Annotated in this window: 13 protein-coding genes; 5 read left to right on the plus strand and 8 right to left on the minus strand. The window is 69.3% G+C overall.

Annotated elements, in window-relative coordinates; translation table 11 throughout:
* Window positions 1–26: 26 nt before the first annotated feature.
* Window positions 27–278 carry a hypothetical protein gene (locus tag QTI45_RS18960; RefSeq protein ID WP_286371985.1) on the plus strand — a complete coding sequence of 84 codons (252 nt, stop codon included), beginning with the start codon at window positions 27–29 and terminating at the stop codon, window positions 276–278.
* Here QTI45_RS18960 and QTI45_RS18965 read toward each other — a convergent pair.
* From QTI45_RS18965 to QTI45_RS18990, 6 genes are all read right to left on the minus strand, one after another.
* The gene (locus QTI45_RS18965) at window positions 212–904 is read right to left on the minus strand and encodes a hypothetical protein (protein WP_286371986.1); all 693 of its coding nucleotides are present in this window, start codon (window positions 902–904) and stop codon (window positions 212–214) included. The two genes, QTI45_RS18960 and QTI45_RS18965, sit on opposite strands and share 67 nt — an antisense overlap.
* Window positions 901–1,257, minus strand: a complete 357-nt coding sequence (locus tag QTI45_RS18970; RefSeq protein ID WP_286371987.1) for a response regulator — start codon at window positions 1,255–1,257, stop codon at window positions 901–903. Before QTI45_RS18970 ends, QTI45_RS18965 begins: the two co-directional genes overlap by 4 nt.
* A 90-nt stretch (window positions 1,258–1,347) precedes the next feature.
* Window positions 1,348–2,553 (minus strand): hybrid sensor histidine kinase/response regulator, encoded by a 1,206-nt coding sequence (locus QTI45_RS18975; RefSeq protein WP_286371988.1) that lies wholly within the window; start codon window positions 2,551–2,553, stop codon window positions 1,348–1,350.
* Window positions 2,543–3,136: a chemotaxis protein CheB gene (locus tag QTI45_RS18980; protein WP_286371989.1), complete on the minus strand. Its 594-nt coding sequence runs from the start codon at window positions 3,134–3,136 to the stop codon at window positions 2,543–2,545. The genes QTI45_RS18975 and QTI45_RS18980 overlap by 11 nt, the downstream gene beginning before the upstream one ends.
* A gap of 58 nt (window positions 3,137–3,194) precedes the next feature.
* Window positions 3,195–4,046, minus strand: a complete 852-nt coding sequence (locus tag QTI45_RS18985) for a CheR family methyltransferase (RefSeq protein ID WP_286371990.1) — start codon at window positions 4,044–4,046, stop codon at window positions 3,195–3,197.
* Window positions 4,043–7,525 carry a response regulator gene (locus QTI45_RS18990; RefSeq protein WP_286371991.1) on the minus strand — a complete coding sequence of 1,161 codons (3,483 nt, stop codon included), beginning with the start codon at window positions 7,523–7,525 and terminating at the stop codon, window positions 4,043–4,045. Before QTI45_RS18990 ends, QTI45_RS18985 begins: the two co-directional genes overlap by 4 nt.
* A gap of 114 nt (window positions 7,526–7,639) precedes the next feature.
* Between QTI45_RS18990 and QTI45_RS18995 the strand changes: the two genes are divergently transcribed.
* Window positions 7,640–8,470 carry an amidohydrolase family protein gene (locus QTI45_RS18995; protein ID WP_286371992.1) on the plus strand — a complete coding sequence of 277 codons (831 nt, stop codon included), beginning with the start codon at window positions 7,640–7,642 and terminating at the stop codon, window positions 8,468–8,470.
* Window positions 8,471–8,473: 3 nt separating this feature from the next.
* Here QTI45_RS18995 and katE read toward each other — a convergent pair whose 3' ends face one another.
* Complete coding sequence (gene katE, locus QTI45_RS19000) at window positions 8,474–10,654, minus strand: catalase HPII (protein ID WP_286371993.1); 2,181 nt, start codon at window positions 10,652–10,654, stop codon at window positions 8,474–8,476.
* Window positions 10,655–10,935: 281 nt separating this feature from the next.
* Here katE and QTI45_RS19005 point away from each other — a divergent pair, with 281 nt between their 5' ends.
* The 3 genes from QTI45_RS19005 to QTI45_RS19015 all read left to right on the plus strand — a co-directional run bounded on the left by QTI45_RS19005 (window position 10,936) and on the right by QTI45_RS19015 (window position 12,867).
* A complete protein-coding gene (locus tag QTI45_RS19005) occupies window positions 10,936–11,763 on the plus strand; it encodes a transglutaminase-like domain-containing protein (protein WP_286655522.1) in 828 nt (275 codons plus the stop codon).
* A gap of 70 nt (window positions 11,764–11,833) precedes the next feature.
* Window positions 11,834–12,286 carry a hypothetical protein gene (locus QTI45_RS19010; protein ID WP_286655523.1) on the plus strand — a complete coding sequence of 151 codons (453 nt, stop codon included), beginning with the start codon at window positions 11,834–11,836 and terminating at the stop codon, window positions 12,284–12,286.
* The gene (locus tag QTI45_RS19015; RefSeq protein ID WP_286371996.1) at window positions 12,253–12,867 is read left to right on the plus strand and encodes a murein L,D-transpeptidase catalytic domain-containing protein; all 615 of its coding nucleotides are present in this window, start codon (window positions 12,253–12,255) and stop codon (window positions 12,865–12,867) included. Before QTI45_RS19010 ends, QTI45_RS19015 begins: the two co-directional genes overlap by 34 nt.
* Before the next feature lie 10 nt (window positions 12,868–12,877).
* Here the strand turns inward: QTI45_RS19015 and ligD are convergent, their stop codons facing one another.
* On the minus strand, window positions 12,878–15,445 hold the full coding sequence (gene ligD, locus QTI45_RS19020) for a DNA ligase D (RefSeq protein ID WP_286655524.1): 2,568 nt from the start codon (window positions 15,443–15,445) through the stop codon (window positions 12,878–12,880).
* Window positions 15,446–15,521 lie beyond the last annotated feature (76 nt).

Consider the following 15,521-nt stretch of genomic DNA (forward strand, 5'->3'; position numbering starts at 1 on the left):
CGGATGCGGAAGAACGAGCGGGACACATGGAACCGATGCACTGGGAGTACATGGGCGCGCTGGGCGGCGTGATCGGCATCGGCTGGCTGGTCGTGGTGCCGATGTACCGCGGCTGGGCTCACCTCAACGACAAGATGACGGCGCGCGTGAAGCGCAGCATCCACCTGATGTCCGAATACGAGGACTGCGAGACCCGCCCGTGCGGGGCTGCTCAGACCGGATTCATCGTGGCGCCGAGCCCGAGGCGCACCGACTCGCCGTCCACCACCACCCCATAGCCCAGCCCGTCGGCCAGGGCCTGCAGCGCGACCGGGTCGATCGCGAGCGCACGCGGCGCCCGGTGGGCGCCGGCGATCGGCTCGACCGGCGCCGCCACGCCGAGGCCGGCGATGAAGCGCAGTGCATCGTCGCCCTCGGCCTCGATCCGGATCTCGCCCAGGCCCGGCACGCTGTCGTGCAGGTAACCGAGCGCGCCCAGCGCCATGTAGCGCAGCGCGGCGGCGGCGGCGAAGCGCGGCTCGTCTTCGGCCGCCGCGAGCGACTCGTCGATCTTCAGGCCGATGCCGTTGAGCTCGAAGGCGACCCGCATCAGCGAGGCGCACTGGGCCACCAGCGCGCTGCGCGTGATGCCGTCGTCGTGGGTGGCGAGCTCCCAGTCGCGCAGCGATCGCACGCCGCTGGCGAGCGCCGCCACCTGGTCCTCGATCTGCGTCATGCGCTCGACCCAGGCGGCCGTGTCCACGGCGGTGTTGGCAGCCAGCTGGCGCTTGAGCAGCAAGGTGCTCATCCGCATCACCGACACCGGCGCCGCCATCTCGTGGCGCAGCGCCGGCAACGCGCGGGTCAGCAGTTCGTGGCGCACGCCGGCCGCCATCCAGCTGCGCGCGCCGGGTGAAGACTTCATCCCGCGAGCGGCCGCGCGAGGATGCGGTCGAGGACGTCGAAGTCGATCGGCTTCTGCAGGTGGTGGTCGAACAGACCGGCGGCGTTGCTGGCTTCGTCGGCCGAGTAGCCCGAGATCGCCACCAGCAGCGGCGGCTCTCCGCGGGCGGCGGCGCGCAGCTGGCGAGCCACCTCGGTGCCCGGGAAATCGGGCAGCGTCAGGTCGACCAGCGCAGCGTCGAAGTGCTCGCCGGCAGCCACATCGAGGGCTTGCCTGCCGGTGTAGGTGCAGCGCGCCGTGTGGTCCTGCAGCACGAGCAGTTCCTGCAGCAGGTCCGCCGCGGCCTGGTTGTCGTCGACGATCAGGACGTTCACTTGCAAATCTCCGCCAATGCAAAGCTCCAGAGTATCGTGCGCGCTCTTCGGATGCCGGTGTAGGACGCGACCCCGGGGCAAGGCGCGGTTTCAGCCCGACCGCGGCCCGGCCCCGAGGGGCAGCGAGACGCTGAAGGTCGCGCCTTCGCCCGGCGCGCTCTCCAGCGTGATCTCGCCGCCGTGCGAGCGCACGATCTGGCGCGCGATGAAAAGCCCCAGCCCGAGGCCTGCGGCCTGCTTGCGGCTTTCATCGGTGCGCTCGAACTGCTCGAAGATCCGCGCGTGGTCTGCCGCCGCGATGCCCGGACCGTGGTCGCGCACGCTCATCAGCGCCATGTCGCCGTCCAGCCGCACGCCGACCTCGATCGGCTTGCCGCCGCCGTAGCGCAGCGCGTTGGTGATCAGGTTGGTCAGCACCTGCTCGATGCGGAACTCGTCCCACACGCCCGGCACGCTGGCGGGCGCCTCGAAGCCGATCGGCGGCCCCACCGCCTCGGCCTGCTGGGCCAGGCTCTCGACCACGCCGCGCGCCAGCTGCGCCAGGTCGACCGGCCCGGGCTGGATCGACAGCGCGCCGCTGCGCATGCGCGTGACGTCGAGCATGTCGTCGATCAGGCGCACCATGTTCTGGATCTGCCGCTGGTCGCGCTCGACCATCGCCGGCAGCCGATCGGGCGCGAAGGGCGCCGTGTTGTTGCGCGACAGGTGCAGCTTGCGCACCTGGGTCTCGAGGAACAGGGTATTGAGCGGCGTGCGCAGCTCGTGCGACACCATCGACATGAAGTCGTCGCGCATGCGCACCGCGCGCTCCAGCTCGCGCTGGGTGCACTGCAGCTGCTGCACCAGCGCCTCCTGCTGGCGGTGCGAGGCGGCCAGGGCATCGATCTCGTGCTTGAGCGCCTTGCGGTGCCGGTAGAGGTCGACGAAGACGCTGACCTTGCTGCTGACCATCTGGGCGTCCAGCGGCTTCTGCAGGAAGTCGACCGCGCCGCTCTCGTAGCCCTTGAAGGCGTAGTTCATCTCGCGGCCGGCGGCGCTCACGAAGATGATCGGGATCTGGCGCGTGCGCTCGGTGCCGCGCATCATCTCGGCCAGCTCGAAGCCGTTCATTCCCGGCATCTGGACGTCGAGGATCGCGAGCGCGAACTCGTGCTCCAGCAGCAGCGCCAGCGCCTGCTCGGCCGACGATGCCTGGTACACCGACCGCCCCGGGCCGCGGATCAGCGCCTCGAGCGCCAGCAGGTTCTCCGGCAGGTCGTCGACGATCAGCAGCTTGCTTTCGACATCAATGGGCATGGGCGGAATCCAGTTGCAGGAGAAGCGCGCGGATGTCGCGCAGGGGGAGCACGAAATCGGGCGCATGGGCGGCGATGGCCGCGCGCGGCATGGTCGGCACGAGGGCTTCTGCCGGGTCCTGGACGACGGTCAGCCCGCCGGCCTCGTGGATGCGCAGCAGGCCCGCCGCGCCGTCTTCGTTGGCGCCGGTCAGCAGCACGCCGACCAGCGTCGGCCCGTAGGCATCGGCGGCCGAAGCCATCAGCACGTCGATCGCCGGCCGCGAGAACAGCACCGGCGGCTCGCAGCTCAAGGAGAAGGTGCGGTCGCGCTCGATCGACAGGTGGTAGCCCGGCGGCGCGAAATAAAGCGTGCCGGGCGCCACCGGCGCCTTGTCCTCGGCCTCTTGCACGGGGAACGGCAGCCGGTGGCGGAAGACCTCTGCCAGCCGGCTCTCGTGGCCTTCCGGCAGGTGGATCACCACCGTGGTCGGCAGCCACCAGTGCGCCGGCAGATTGCCCAGCAGCGTGATCAGCGCATCGACGCCGCCGGCCGAGGCGCCGACCACGACCGCCTCGATGCGGCGAGAGTCCCCCGAGCTCATAACGAAACCTCCGTGCTGCGCACTGCGGTGCGAGCGCCTTCGGGCGGCCGGGCGGCGCTCATGCCACCTTCCGGTAGACGCGCTCGGCCCGCGACAGCACCTCGAAGCGCTCGGCATAGCCCGAGAAGTCGATGCTCTCCTTGGCGCCCAGGCCGAGAAAGCCGCGGTGGCACAGCGACTCGTGGAACAGGCCCAGCGCGCGGTCCTGCAGCTGCCGGTTGAAGTAGATCAGCACGTTGCGGCAGGACACCAGGTGGGTCTCGGCGAATACGCTGTCGGTGGCCAGGCTGTGGTCGGCGAAGATCACGTCGGCGCACAGCGAGGGGTCGAAGCGCGCCGCCTCGTAGGCCGCCGTGTAGTAGTCCGAGAAAGCCCGCCGGCCGCCCGCGCGCTGGTAGTTGGCGGTGTAGCCGCGCACCGATTCCAGCGGAAAGATGCCCTGGCGCGCCTTTTCGAGCGACGCCGGGTTGATGTCGGTGGCATAGATGCGCGTGCGCTCGAGCAGGCCTTCCTCGCGCAGCAGGATGGCCAGCGAGAACACCTCCTCGCCGGTGCTGCAGCCGGCCACCCAGACCGTCAGCGACGGGTAGGTGTGGAGCATCGGCACCACCTGCTGGCGCAGCGCCAGGAAGTAGGCCGGGTCGCGGAACATCTCGCTGACCGGGATCGTGAGGTACTGCAGCAGCTGCGCGAACAGCGCCGGGTCGCGCAGCACGCGTTCCTGCAGCGCCGAGATGCTCGCCAGCCCGAGCTGGCCCAGCGCATACTGCACGCGGCGCTTCTGCGACGCGCCGGTGTAGTCGCGAAAGTCGTAGCTGTACTTGAGGTAGATGGCCTCCATCAGCAGGCGCAGCTCGATCTCGGTGGCGCTGGGTGGATGCAGCGCGCGCAGTTCGGGATTGGCCTTCACAGCCGCTCCATCTTGGGCATCCACACCCGCAGCAGCGAGAACAGGCGGTCGAGATCGACCGGCTTCGCCAGGTAGTCGTTGGCGCCGGCCGCCAGGCACTGCTCCTGGTCGTCCTTCATGGCCTTGGCCGTGACCGCGATCACCGGCAGCTTCGCGAAGCGCGGGTCCTGGCGCAGGCGGCGCGTGGCTTCGAGGCCATCCATCTCGGGCATCATGACGTCCATCAGCACCAGGTCGATGTCGCGCACCTGGTCGAGCTTGTCGAGCGCCTCGCGGCCGTTGCGGCCGATCTCCACGGCGGCGCCGCGCTGCTCCAGCGCGCTGGTCAGGGCGAAGATATTGCGCACGTCGTCGTCCACCAGCAGGATGCGGCGGCCCTCGAACACGCGGTCGCGGCCGCGCGCGGTCTTCAGCATGCTCTGGCGTTCGCTCGACAGGTCGGCCTCGACCTTGTGCAGGAACAGCGTGACCTCGTCGAGCAGGCGCTCGGGCGAGCGCGCGCCCTTGATGATGATCGAGCGCGAGTAGCGCAGCAGCTCGGCCTCCTCGTCGCGCGTGAGATTGCGCCCGGTGTAGACGATCACCGGCGGGAACGAGACGATCTCCTCGGTCGCCATGCGCTTGAGCAGCTCGCTGCCCTGCATGTCGGGCAGGCGCAGGTCGGTGATCATGCAGTCGAACACGCGGCTGCGCAGCAGCGCCAGCGCCTCCTCGCCCGACTCCACGGCGGTGATCACCACATCGTCGTCGGCGATCAGCTTCACCACGCTCTCGCGCTGCAGCGCGTCGTCCTCGACCAGCAGCACCGCCTTGACCTTCTGCGTCAGCTTGTCCTCGAACTTGCGGAACACCTCGGTCAGCTGCTCGCGCGAGGTCGGCTTCAGCGCGTAGCCGATCGCGCCCATGTGCAGCGCGGCCTCCGCGTTGTCCTGGGCCGACACCACGTGCACCGGGATGTGCCGCGTGTGCGGATCGTCCTTGAGCCGCTGCAGCACGCCGAGGCCGGGGCTGTCGGGCAGGCGCATGTCGAGCAGGATCGCGTCGGGCAGGAACTGGGTCGCGAGGCTGAAGCCGTCGGCCGCGCCGTGCGCGACCAGGCAGCGGTAGCCGAGTTCGTGCGCGAGGTCGTAGAGGATGTGGGCGAACTGCGGCTCGTCCTCGATCACCAGCACGCGGCGCGCCTGGTCGCGCGGCAGGGCCCGGTCGTCGGCGAACTGGGGCGCGGGGACCGGCGCCGCCGCCGGGGCCTTCGGAGCCGGCGGCAGCTCGGCGCGCGGGCGCACCGGTGCGGGCGAGGGCCTCGCGGCGGGCCTGGCCTCGGCCTGCGCATCGGCCTGCGGCGCCCGCGCCGGCAGCTGCAGCGTGAAGGTGCTGCCGGTGCCGGGCACGCTGTGCACGGCCAGCGTGCCGCCGAGCAGCCGGGTGAGGTCGCGCGAGATCGACAGGCCCAGGCCGGTGCCGCCATAGCGGCGGCTGGTGGTGCCGTCGGCCTGGCGGAAGGCCTCGAAGATCACGTCCTGCTGGTCGGCCGGGATGCCGATGCCCGAGTCGGTCACCGCGAAGCTCGCCCCGCCGTCGGCCGTGCCGGACACGGTCAGCGCCACCTCGCCGCGGTCGGTGAACTTCAGCGCATTCGACAGCAGGTTCTTGAGGATCTGCTCGACCCGCTGCCGGTCGGTGACCAGCGAGGCCGGCGCGTCCGGCCGGATCTCGAGCCGGAAGCCCAGCTGCTTCTGCGCCGCCAGCCGGCCGAAGCTCATCTCGAGGCTCTCGCCAAGCTTGGCCGGCGCCACTTCCTCGGCCACCACCTCGAGCTTGCCGGCTTCGACCTTGGCGATGTCGAGGATGTCGTTGATCAGGACCAGCAGGTCGTTGCCCGACGCGTAGATCGACTCGGCGAACTTCACCTGCTCGGCATCGAGGTTGCCGCGCGGGTTGTCGCCGAGCAGCTTGGCCAGGATCAGGGCGCTGTTGAGCGGCGTGCGCAGTTCGTGCGACATGTTGGCAAGGAACTCCGACTTGTAGCGGCTCGCGCGTTGCAGCTCGTCGGCCCGCTCCTCCAGGTCGCGCTGGGCCCGGCGCAGGGCGGCATTGCGCTGGTCCAGTGCCTCGGTGCGCTCGGACAGCTGGCTGTTGGTCTGCTCCAGCTCGGCCTGCTGGTTCTCCAGCGTGGCCTGCGAGGCGCGCAGGGCGCGCGACTGCTCCTCGAGCTCCTCGTTGGCGGTGCGCAGCTCTTCCTGCTGCACCTGCAGCTCCTCGTTGAGCTGCTGGGTCTCGGCCAGCGCGTCCTGCAGCTGCTGGCGATAGCGCACCGCGCCGACCGCGCTGCCGATGCCCGGGCCCACCAGTTCGAGCAGCTGCATGCTGCGCTCGCTCGGCGCCTGCGGCAGGGCGAGCTCGATCACGCCGTTGACGATGCCGTCGTTCTGTACCGGCAGCAGCACCGCGGCGGCCGGCGCCATCTCGCCCAGGCCCGAATTGACCCGGAGGTAGTCGGCCTGCACCGGCTCGACCCGCATCAGCCGCCGCTCGGACGCCGCCTGCCCGACCAGGCCCTCGTTCGGCGCGATCACCTGCGGCGAGGCCTCGGCCGCATTCGAGAAGCCATAGCTCGCGACCCGGTGCAGCGCGCCATGCCGCTCGCGCAGGTACATCGCGCCGACCAGGCTGCCGATGTGGCGCGAGAAGAAGGCCAGCACCTTGCGGCCCATCTCCTGCGCGCTGAGCTCGCCGACCAGCTCGTTGCCCAGTTCGGTCTGGGCGCCGCGCAGCCAGGCCTGCCGCTGCAGCACCTCGGCATGCGCCGCCTGTTCGCCAAGCACCGCGTCGTAGCTCTCCGACAGGCGCAGCAGCTGGCGCCGGCCGAAGAAGGCCAGCAGGCCGGTGGAGATCAGCGTGAACAGCACGAACAGCACGACGATCGCGATGCTGGTGCTGTTGACCTCGCTGTTGCGCTGGAAGCGCAGGTTGCGCTCGGCATCGATGAAGGCCGCGAAGCTGGCGCGCATGTCGTCGGTCAGGCGCTTGCCGCGCCCAAGGCTCACGGCCTGCTGGTAGTCGCCGCCGCTGCGCCGCAGCGCGATGGTCTCGCGGGCGAAGTCGTTCCAGGCGTCCTGCAGCGCGGCGATGCGATCGATGCGGGCGCTCTGCGCGGGGTTGTCCGCCACCAGCGCCTTCAAGGCACCGAAGTCGTTCTTCACCCGGGCCAGGGCGCTGTCGTAGGGCTCCAGGAAACTCTCGTCGCCGGTGATCAGGAAGCCCCGCATGCCGGTCTCCATGTCGATGCTGCGGCGCTGCAGCTCGGTCGCGTTGCCGGTCACGCGGTCGGTGTGCTCGACCCAGCCGACCACCGACAGCAGGTAGACGATCAGCCCGACGAAGACCATCGCGCCGATCACTCCCCCGATCAGCGGCAGCTTCAGGTTGCGGCCGAGCAGGCGCTGGAATTCCTCGGGGTCGATCGCGGAAGGAGTTTTCATGAGGCGGTGGGTGGGCAAAGCAAAACCCGCCTAGCCTGCCAGAAGCCTGGCCGCAGCCCTGTCGGATAAGACCGCGAAATGGTCTGGACCGGCACACCGCGCTACGCTCCGGCCATGAACATCTTCGACGAGCCCAAGATCGATTGCCACAACCACATCTTCGATCCGCAGCGCTTCCCCTACGCCAGCGACACTCACTATCGCCCGAGCGGCCAGGAGTCCGGCTCGGCCGATCTCTTTCTCGCGGTGCTCGATGCGCATGGCGTGCAGAAGGCGCTGGTGGTCGGTCCCAACTCGGGCTACGGCACGGACAACCGCTGCCTGCTCGATGCGATCGCGCGCAGCGCCGGCCGCTTCAAGGGCATCGCGGTGGTCGACAACGGCATCGCGCTCGACGCGCTTGCGGCGCTGCAGGCGCAAGGCATCGTGGGGGTGGCGTTCAACCCGTCCTTCCTCGGTGTCGCGTACTACCTGCAGGCCGGCGAGCTGCTGAAGAAGCTCGAGCGGCTCGGCATGCTGCTCCAGGTGCAGGTCGAGCGAGACCAGTTGCCGGCGCTGATGCCCCTGCTGGACGTCGCGCCGCGGCTGCGCCTGCTGATCGACCATTGCGGCAAGCCGCAGGTGGAGGCCGGCCTGCGCCAGCCCGGCTTCGCGGCGCTGCTGGAACTGGGGCGCTCGGGGCGCGCCGTCGTCAAGCTCTCGGGTTTCGCGAAATTCTCGCAGCAGCCCCATCCGCACGAGGACGCCTGGCCCTTCGTGCAGGCGCTGGTGGACGCCTTCACGCTCGAACGCTGCGTCTGGGGCTCCGACTGGCCCTACCTGCGGGCCACCGAACGCATCGACTACGGCGTTCAGCTGAAGCTCGTCGAGCGGCTCTTTCCAGACCCGGCCGAGCGGCGCAAGCTGCTGTGGGAGACGCCGCTGCAGCTGCTGGCAGGCGCCTGAGGCTCAGGCCGGAACAGCGTCGACGTTGGCCCGGTCCCAGTGCCGGTGCTTCGCGATCGCGGCCACGAAGTCCTGTGCCACCTGGTGCGCCGCGGTCGCGTCGCCGAGGTTGGTGACTGGCGTCGGCGCCACCACGACGCCCGCCGGCGCGGCCTTCGGGTCCTCGCCGATGCCCAGCGAGGCCAGCAGCTGCACCCCTTCGCCCACGGTGCAGATCGCCTTGCAATGCTTGTAGGCCTCGAGCACGAAGTGCACCGCATCGCCGTTCTGGGCCAGGGCCCGGACGCCTTCGGCTCCCGCCGGCACCAGCACCGCATCGAACATCACCGAGGGCGTGTTGACGAAGGTGACGTCGACCTCGAGCTGGCGCTTCGAGGCGCTGGCGATGGTGCCCAGCCGGGGCCCCACCACCTTGCACTGGGCGCCGGCCTGCTCGATCCCTTCGCGGATCACCTTCAGCGAGGCCGAGTCGATGCCGTCGGCCACCAGGATCGCGACCTTGCGCGTCTTGACCGATCCGCCGCCGGTGTCGGCCATGCTGAGCGCCGGCGACTCGTCGATCGGCATCGTGAATCGGTGCTCGCGAAAGCCCGCGCGCCCGGCCGCCGCCTTGGCATCCGGCGGCTTGATGCCCAGCACTTCGGCCACGCGCCGAGCCAGCTTCTCGTCGACGTGCGCGAGGTTGTCGACCATCCGCTGGCGCACCGCCGGCACCTCGACCTTCGACAGTTCGAAGCGGAAGGCCGCGATGATGTGCTCCTTCTCGGGTGCGGTCTGGCTGTTGAAGAACAGCCGCGCCTGGGTGAAGTGGTCATCGAAGGACGGGCTGCGCCGGCGCACCTTCGGCGGCTCCAGGGCCTCCGGAAACGACTGGAAGCCCGCGCTGGCGCCATCGACCCGGAACTCCTTGCCGTCGCCCAGCGAGTTCGGCTCGTAGGCCACCTGGCCGCGCGCGATCGTCTGCCGGTGCATGCCGTCGCGCTGGAAGTTGTGGAAGGGGCAGACGCCCTTGTTGATCGGCAGTTCGTGGAAGTTGGCGCCACCGAGCCGCGAGATCTGCGTGTCGGTGTAGGAGAACAGGCGCCCCTGCAGCAGCGGGTCGTTCGAGAAGTCGATGCCCGGCACCACATGGCCCGGATGGAAGGCCACCTGCTCGGTCTCGGCGAAGAAGTTGTCCGGGTTGCGGTTCAGCACCATGCGGCCGATGCGCTGCACCGGCACCATCTCCTCGGGGATCAGCTTGGTCGGATCGAGCAGGTCGAAGCCGAAGGCATGCTCCTTGTCCTGCGGGATCATCTGCACGCCGAGCTCCCATTCGGGGAAATCGCCGGCCTCGATCGCCTCCCACAGGTCGCGCCGGTGAAAGTCGGCGTCCTTGCCGGCGATCTTCTGCGCCTCGTCCCAGGCCAAGCCGTGGATGCCGAGCTTGGGCTTCCAGTGGAACTTCACGAAGTGGCTCTCGCCGCGGGCATTGATGAAGCGGAAGGTGTGGACGCCGAAGCCCTCCATCATGCGCAGGCTGCGCGGAATCGCGCGGTCCGACATCGCCCACATCAGCATGTGGGTGGTCTCGGGCATCAGCGAGGCGAAATCCCAGAAGGTGTCGTGGGCGCTCGCCGCCTGCGGCATCTCGTGGTGCGGCTCCGGCTTCACGGCGTGGACCAGGTCCGGGAACTTCATCGCATCCTGGATGAAGAACACCGGGATGTTGTTGCCCACCAGGTCGTAGTTGCCTTGCTGCGTATAGAACTTGACCGCGAAGCCGCGCACGTCGCGCACCGTATCGGCCGAACCGCGCGAACCCGCGACGGTCGAAAAGCGCACGAAAACGGGCGTCTTCACCGCCGGGTCCTGCAGGAACTCGGCCGCGGTGAACTGCGACATCGACTTGTAGACCTCGAAATAGCCGTGCGCCGCCGAGCCCCGCGCATGCACCGCGCGCTCCGGAATGCGCTCGTGGTCGAAATGCGTGATCTTCTCGCGCAGGATGAAGTCTTCCAGCAGCGTCGGGCCGCGCACGCCGGCCCGCAGGGAATTGTGGTTGTCGGGAATCTGCAGGCCCTGGTTGGTGGTCAGCAGGGCGGCGTTGTCGCTGGTGAAGGTGTCCAGCTGCTCCTGCTTGGCCTGGCTGCCATCGCCCTGCTTGGGGCGACGGCCCGCGGCCGCCTTGTGGGGTGAGGTCATCTCGATTTCCTTGGGTTGCAGACAAGCGGAGCGCACGGCTGAGCGCCTGGTCATAGCTTAGGCTCGGGGCCTGCCCGCGGACCGTAGTGACGGTACGCTCTCGCCTGTCGGCGCGGCGAGTGGTGCGCGGTAGGACCGCACCGACGGCCTCAAGCCATGGCCTACGCGCGTTTGCGCGCACCCGCCCACAGGGTGCGACGATGCGATTGCCTACGATGGACCGCGCAAGCCGGCATCAAACCTGCTTCAACTGCATCTCCCCACCCAAAGGTCTGCCCGCCATGCTCATCAGAATCGGTTTCGACATCGAGCTCGGCGTCACGGCGCCGACCGCCCTCATCTACATGCTCCAGCTGCATCCTTCGCGCGCAGCCGATCTGCAGGGCATGGAGAACCTCACGATCAGTCCGCCGCTGCGCACCGACCACTACACCGACAGCTTCAATAACCACTGCGCCCGCGTGGCGGTTCCACTGGGCGTGAACCGGGTACGGCTGCGCAACGAGGCCGTGGTGTTCGACACCGGCTGGCCGGACCCGGTGTCGTACGGCGCGATCGAGCATGCACCGGCCGACCTGCCGGTGGAAACCCTCCAGTTCCTGCTGCCCAGCCGCTACTGCGAGGTCGACAGCGAGCTGCTGCAGTTCGCCTGGGCGCAGTTCGGCGGCGTGCCGCAAGGCTGGCAGCGCGTGCAGGCGATCTGCGACTTCGTGCACCGCCACCTGCGCTTCGACTACCAATGCGCACGCGCCACGCGGACCGCACTGGAGGCCTTCCGCGAAAGAGTCGGCGTTTGCCGGGACTTCACGCAGCTGGCCATCACGCTGTGCCGCTGCATGAACATCCCGGCCCGCTACGTCACGGGCTATCTCGGCGACATCGGCATTCCGCCGGTGCCCTATCCGATGGATTTCAGCGCCTGGTTCGAGGTCTACCTCGGCGACCGCTGGCACACCTTCGACGCCCGCCACAACACGCCGCGCATCGGCCGCGTGGTGATCGCGCGCGGCCGCGACGCGGCCGACGTTCCGATCACGATGGTGTTCGGCCTCAACACGCTGGAGCGCTTCGAAGTGACCACCGACGAAGTGCTCGCGGTCGCCGCCTGAGCATCGTTGCGCGAACCCGCCGGACTGTTTTGGCGTACGCTCCGTTGATGTGCCGAAACCGGAAAGCGACATGAAACGACTGGGCCTGACTTCGAAGGTGGCGACTCTGGCGCTGGCGGGCCTCGCGACCCTGACGCCGGCGGCCGCCCAGCGCAACGATGCGGCCTTCGAGAGCGATCGACGCTTCTGCGCCAGCGGCCGCTCGGGCATGGACTTCAACAGCTGCATGTGGCAGATGCAGAACCAGCGCAACAGCGGCTGGAACCGCAACAGCAACAACGGTTGGGGCAACAACAATGGCTGGGACAACAACAACGGCTGGAACAACGGCAACAACGGCTGGAACGACAACGGCTGGAACAACAACAACGGCTGGCAGAACCAGCAGCCTGGATGGCGCGCGCCGCCCTCGTCGATGCCCCGCTTGAGCGACATGCAGCAGCGCGCCCTGGACAACTGCGTCCTGCTGCAGCGATCGGAGCAGGCCCGATGCCGCGCCACGGTGCTGTCCACCGTGCGCTAGCCCTGCTGGCGGCCGGCACGCTGTGGGCCGGCCCGGCGATCGCGCAGGCGGATCGCTCGATGCTGATGGACGTCGCGATCGCCTATGTGCTGGGCAAGTCCTCGGACCACCGCTACGCCGCCGTGCTCGATTTCTCGGAGCACTCGAGCCGGCCACGCTTCTACGTGATCGATCGCAGCAGCGAGCAGGTCGTGCAGAGCTTTCATGTCGCCCACGGCATAGGCTCCGAAGGTCCCGACGACGACGGCTATGCGGAGACTTTCTCCAACGTTCCCGACAGCGAGACCAGCAGCCTGGGCCTGTACCTCACCGGTGCCACCTACATCAGCGGCCAGCCCGGGCACGGCCTGTCGATGCGGCTGCACGGCCTGTCGGAAAGCAACAGCCTGGCGTTCGAGCGCCTGATCGTGATTCACGGCCACTCCTACATGGATCCGGACCTGGTCCAGGCGCAAGGCAAGGCCGGGCTCAGCGAAGGCTGCATGGTGTTCTCGGCCGGCGACCGCGACACCGTGGTGCGCATGCTCAGGGGCGGCGCGCTGATCTACGCGGTGAAGAACCTCGAAAGCCTCGAGGATTGAGCCGAGCGCCTCAGGGCGGCGCGTAGCCCAGCCGCTTCATCGCGGGGCCGAGCGCCCGGCCGCTCTTGTCGAACTCGGCCCAGGGCTGGTTGCCCGTGGCGAGCCGGCGCGAGATGTTCTGCACCGTCCATTGCGACGCGCTCTCGAGTTCCGGCAACTCGTCCCAAGCCAGCGGCACCGACACGCCGAGGCCGGGCCGCGAGCGCGCCGACCAGGCGCTGACCGTGGTCGCGCCGAAGCCATTGCGCAGGTAGTCGACGAAGATCTTGCCGACCCGGTTGCGCGGGCCGCTCTTGGCGACGAAGCGATCGGGAATGGTGCTCGCCAGGTGCTGCACGACCGCCTGCGAGAAGCCCTTGACCGCGTCCCATCCGTAGTGCCGCCTGATCGGCACCAGCACGTGCAGGCCCTTGCCGCCGCTGGTCTTCAGGAAGGCCGGCAGGCCGAGCTCGGTCAGCAGGGTCTGCACCAGCAGCGCCGCTTCCTGCATCCGGGCCCAGGGCACGCCCTCGCCGGGGTCGAGGTCGAAGGTCATGCGATCGGGCGTGTCGATGGCCTTCGAGGTGGCGTTCCAGGTGTGCAGCTCGATCACGTTCATCTGCGCTGCCGACAGCAGTCCGCGCGCCGAGTCGATCTGCAGCAGCGGATCGTGGTCGCGGTCGAGCGCGGGGTCGAGCAGCTTCACGCCGGGCATCTCGCTGTGCTGCGCATGCTTCTGGAAGAACAGCTCGCCGCCGATGCCCTCGGGCGCACGCACCAGCGACACCGGCCGGCCTTTGAGGTGCGGCAGCATGAGTGGTGCCACCCGTTCGTAGAAGGCGACCAGTTCGCCCTTGGTGACGCCGCTCTTCTTGTCGATCACGCGCTCGGCGTGGGTGATGCGCAGGGCCATGGACTTCGTCGCTCCTTGGGTCGTGTCGCCGCCGCGGCCGGTCGATGCGGGCTCGGGCGGCTCGGCCAGCTCGCGCCGGATCTGCGCCGCCGGCTTGTCGCTGCGCAGACCCTGGAACACCGAATGGCGAATGCGGCCCTCGCGCGTCCACTCGCCGAAGGACACCTCGCACACCAGCACCGGCTTGACCCACTGTGCCGCGACACCGGCGGGTCTTTCGTTGAAGGGGCACTGCTCGCTGGCCTGCTCGTCGAGCCGGGCCTTGATGTCGGCCAGCCGGCTTTCGTCGAATCCGGTGCCGACATTGCCGCAGTAGCTCAGCCCGCCGGCGTCGTCGTGGACGCCGAGCAGCAGCGAGCCGAAGCCCGAGCGCGAGCCCTTCGGCGCGGTATAGCCGCCGATCACGAACTCCTGCCGGCGCTGGTTCTTGAGCTTGATCCAGTCGGGCGAGCGGCGCGACACGTAGGCCGAGCCCCTGCGCTTGCCGACGATGCCCTCGAAGCCCAGCTTCGCCGACGAGGCGAGCAGGTCGCGCGGCGCGGCGTCGAAGGCCTCGCTGAGCCGCAGCTGCGCCGGCGGCCGGCTGCCGAGCAGGCGCGCCAGACGCTCCCGGCGCTCCTCGAGCGGCAGCGAGCGCAGGTCCAGCCCATCGAGAAAGGGGGCATCGAACAGCCAGTAGGCGATCTTCGACGTGGCACCGCGGTCGAAGGCGTTCTGCAACGCCTGGAAATCGGGTGCGCCGTGCTCGCCGGCAACCACGATCTCGCCGTCCAGCCACGCGGACTTCGTCTTCAGCCTCGCCAGCGCCTTCGCCAGCGTCGGCAGCTTCGCGGTCCAGTCGTGGCCGTTGCGCGTGATGCATTGAACCCTGTCGCCGTCGATGCGCGCCAGCAGGCGATAGCCGTCGAACTTGAGTTCGTAGAGCCAGTCGCCGGGCCTGGCGGGCGGCCCCGCAGCGAGCGTCGCCAACTGCGGCGCCAGCGCAGCCGGCAACGCCGCCTTGCGCCCCGCGCTCGTTGCAGTCGCGGCACTCTTCGCGCTCTTCGCGCTCTTTGCGCTCTTCGCAGGGCTCTTGCCGGCCGGTCCGCCCGGCGCGACCGGCGGCGGCGGATGGTCCACGTCGCGGCCACTCAGCACGCTGTCGGGCTCGGCCTCGACGACGTCGTAGTCCGCCAGCAGCCGCACTTCGGCATCTCTCTCCTTGATCAGCAGCCACGGCACCTGCTTCTCGCCCTCGCTGCGCATCCGCACCAGGGTCCAGCGGCCGCGCAGCTTGCGGCCGCGCAGCTCGAACTTGAGCTTGCCCTCGGCCAGCCCCTGCCGCGCATCGCCTTCGGCCACCCACTCGCCCCGATCCCAGACGATCACGGTGCCGGCGCCGTACTGCTTGGGCGGGATGGTGCCTTCGAAGCTGCCATAGGAGATCGGGTGGTCTTCGACCTGCACCGCCATGCGCTTCACGGCCGGATCCAGACAGGGCCCCTTGGGTACCGCCCAGCTCTTCAGCGTGCCGTCGAGCTCGAGCCGGAAGTCGTAGTGCAGATGGCTCGCATGGTGCTTCTGGACGACGAAGGAGAGCGAGCCGCGGCCGGACTTGCCGCCGGTGCGCGGTTCGGGTGTCTTCTTGAAGTCGCGCTTGCCGTGGTACGGCGCCAGGGCTTCGCGTGCTCGGGAGGCTGCGGGCATGGGGTTCTCCAGGCTGGCACCTTAGTGTGCGCCGGAGAACCCGACTGTAGGAACTGGCCCCGATCCGGAGGCGCCG

Origin of the sequence: Variovorax saccharolyticus (assembly GCF_030316765.1) — a bacterium.
GTDB classification, from domain to species: domain Bacteria; phylum Pseudomonadota; class Gammaproteobacteria; order Burkholderiales; family Burkholderiaceae_C; genus Variovorax; species Variovorax saccharolyticus.

Bases quoted from the DNA above. Each gene is read 5' to 3' on its own strand.
- QTI45_RS19010 (WP_286655523.1), top strand. From the start codon at position 11,834: ATGAAACGACTGGGCCTGACTTCGAAGGTGGCGACTCTGGCGCTGGCG.
- QTI45_RS19015 (WP_286371996.1), top strand. From the start codon at position 12,253: ATGCCGCGCCACGGTGCTGTCCACCGTGCGCTAGCCCTGCTGGCGGCC.
- QTI45_RS18990 (WP_286371991.1), bottom strand. From the start codon at position 7,525: ATGAAAACTCCTTCCGCGATCGACCCCGAGGAATTCCAGCGCCTGCTC.
- QTI45_RS18965 (WP_286371986.1), bottom strand. From the start codon at position 904: ATGAAGTCTTCACCCGGCGCGCGCAGCTGGATGGCGGCCGGCGTGCGC.
- QTI45_RS18995 (WP_286371992.1), top strand. From the start codon at position 7,640: ATGAACATCTTCGACGAGCCCAAGATCGATTGCCACAACCACATCTTC.
- QTI45_RS18975 (WP_286371988.1), bottom strand. From the start codon at position 2,553: ATGCCCATTGATGTCGAAAGCAAGCTGCTGATCGTCGACGACCTGCCG.
- ligD (WP_286655524.1), bottom strand. From the start codon at position 15,445: ATGCCCGCAGCCTCCCGAGCACGCGAAGCCCTGGCGCCGTACCACGGC.
- QTI45_RS18980 (WP_286371989.1), bottom strand. From the start codon at position 3,136: ATGAGCTCGGGGGACTCTCGCCGCATCGAGGCGGTCGTGGTCGGCGCC.
- QTI45_RS18960 (WP_286371985.1), top strand. From the start codon at position 27: ATGGAACCGATGCACTGGGAGTACATGGGCGCGCTGGGCGGCGTGATC.
- katE (WP_286371993.1), bottom strand. From the start codon at position 10,654: ATGACCTCACCCCACAAGGCGGCCGCGGGCCGTCGCCCCAAGCAGGGC.
- QTI45_RS19005 (WP_286655522.1), top strand. From the start codon at position 10,936: ATGCTCATCAGAATCGGTTTCGACATCGAGCTCGGCGTCACGGCGCCG.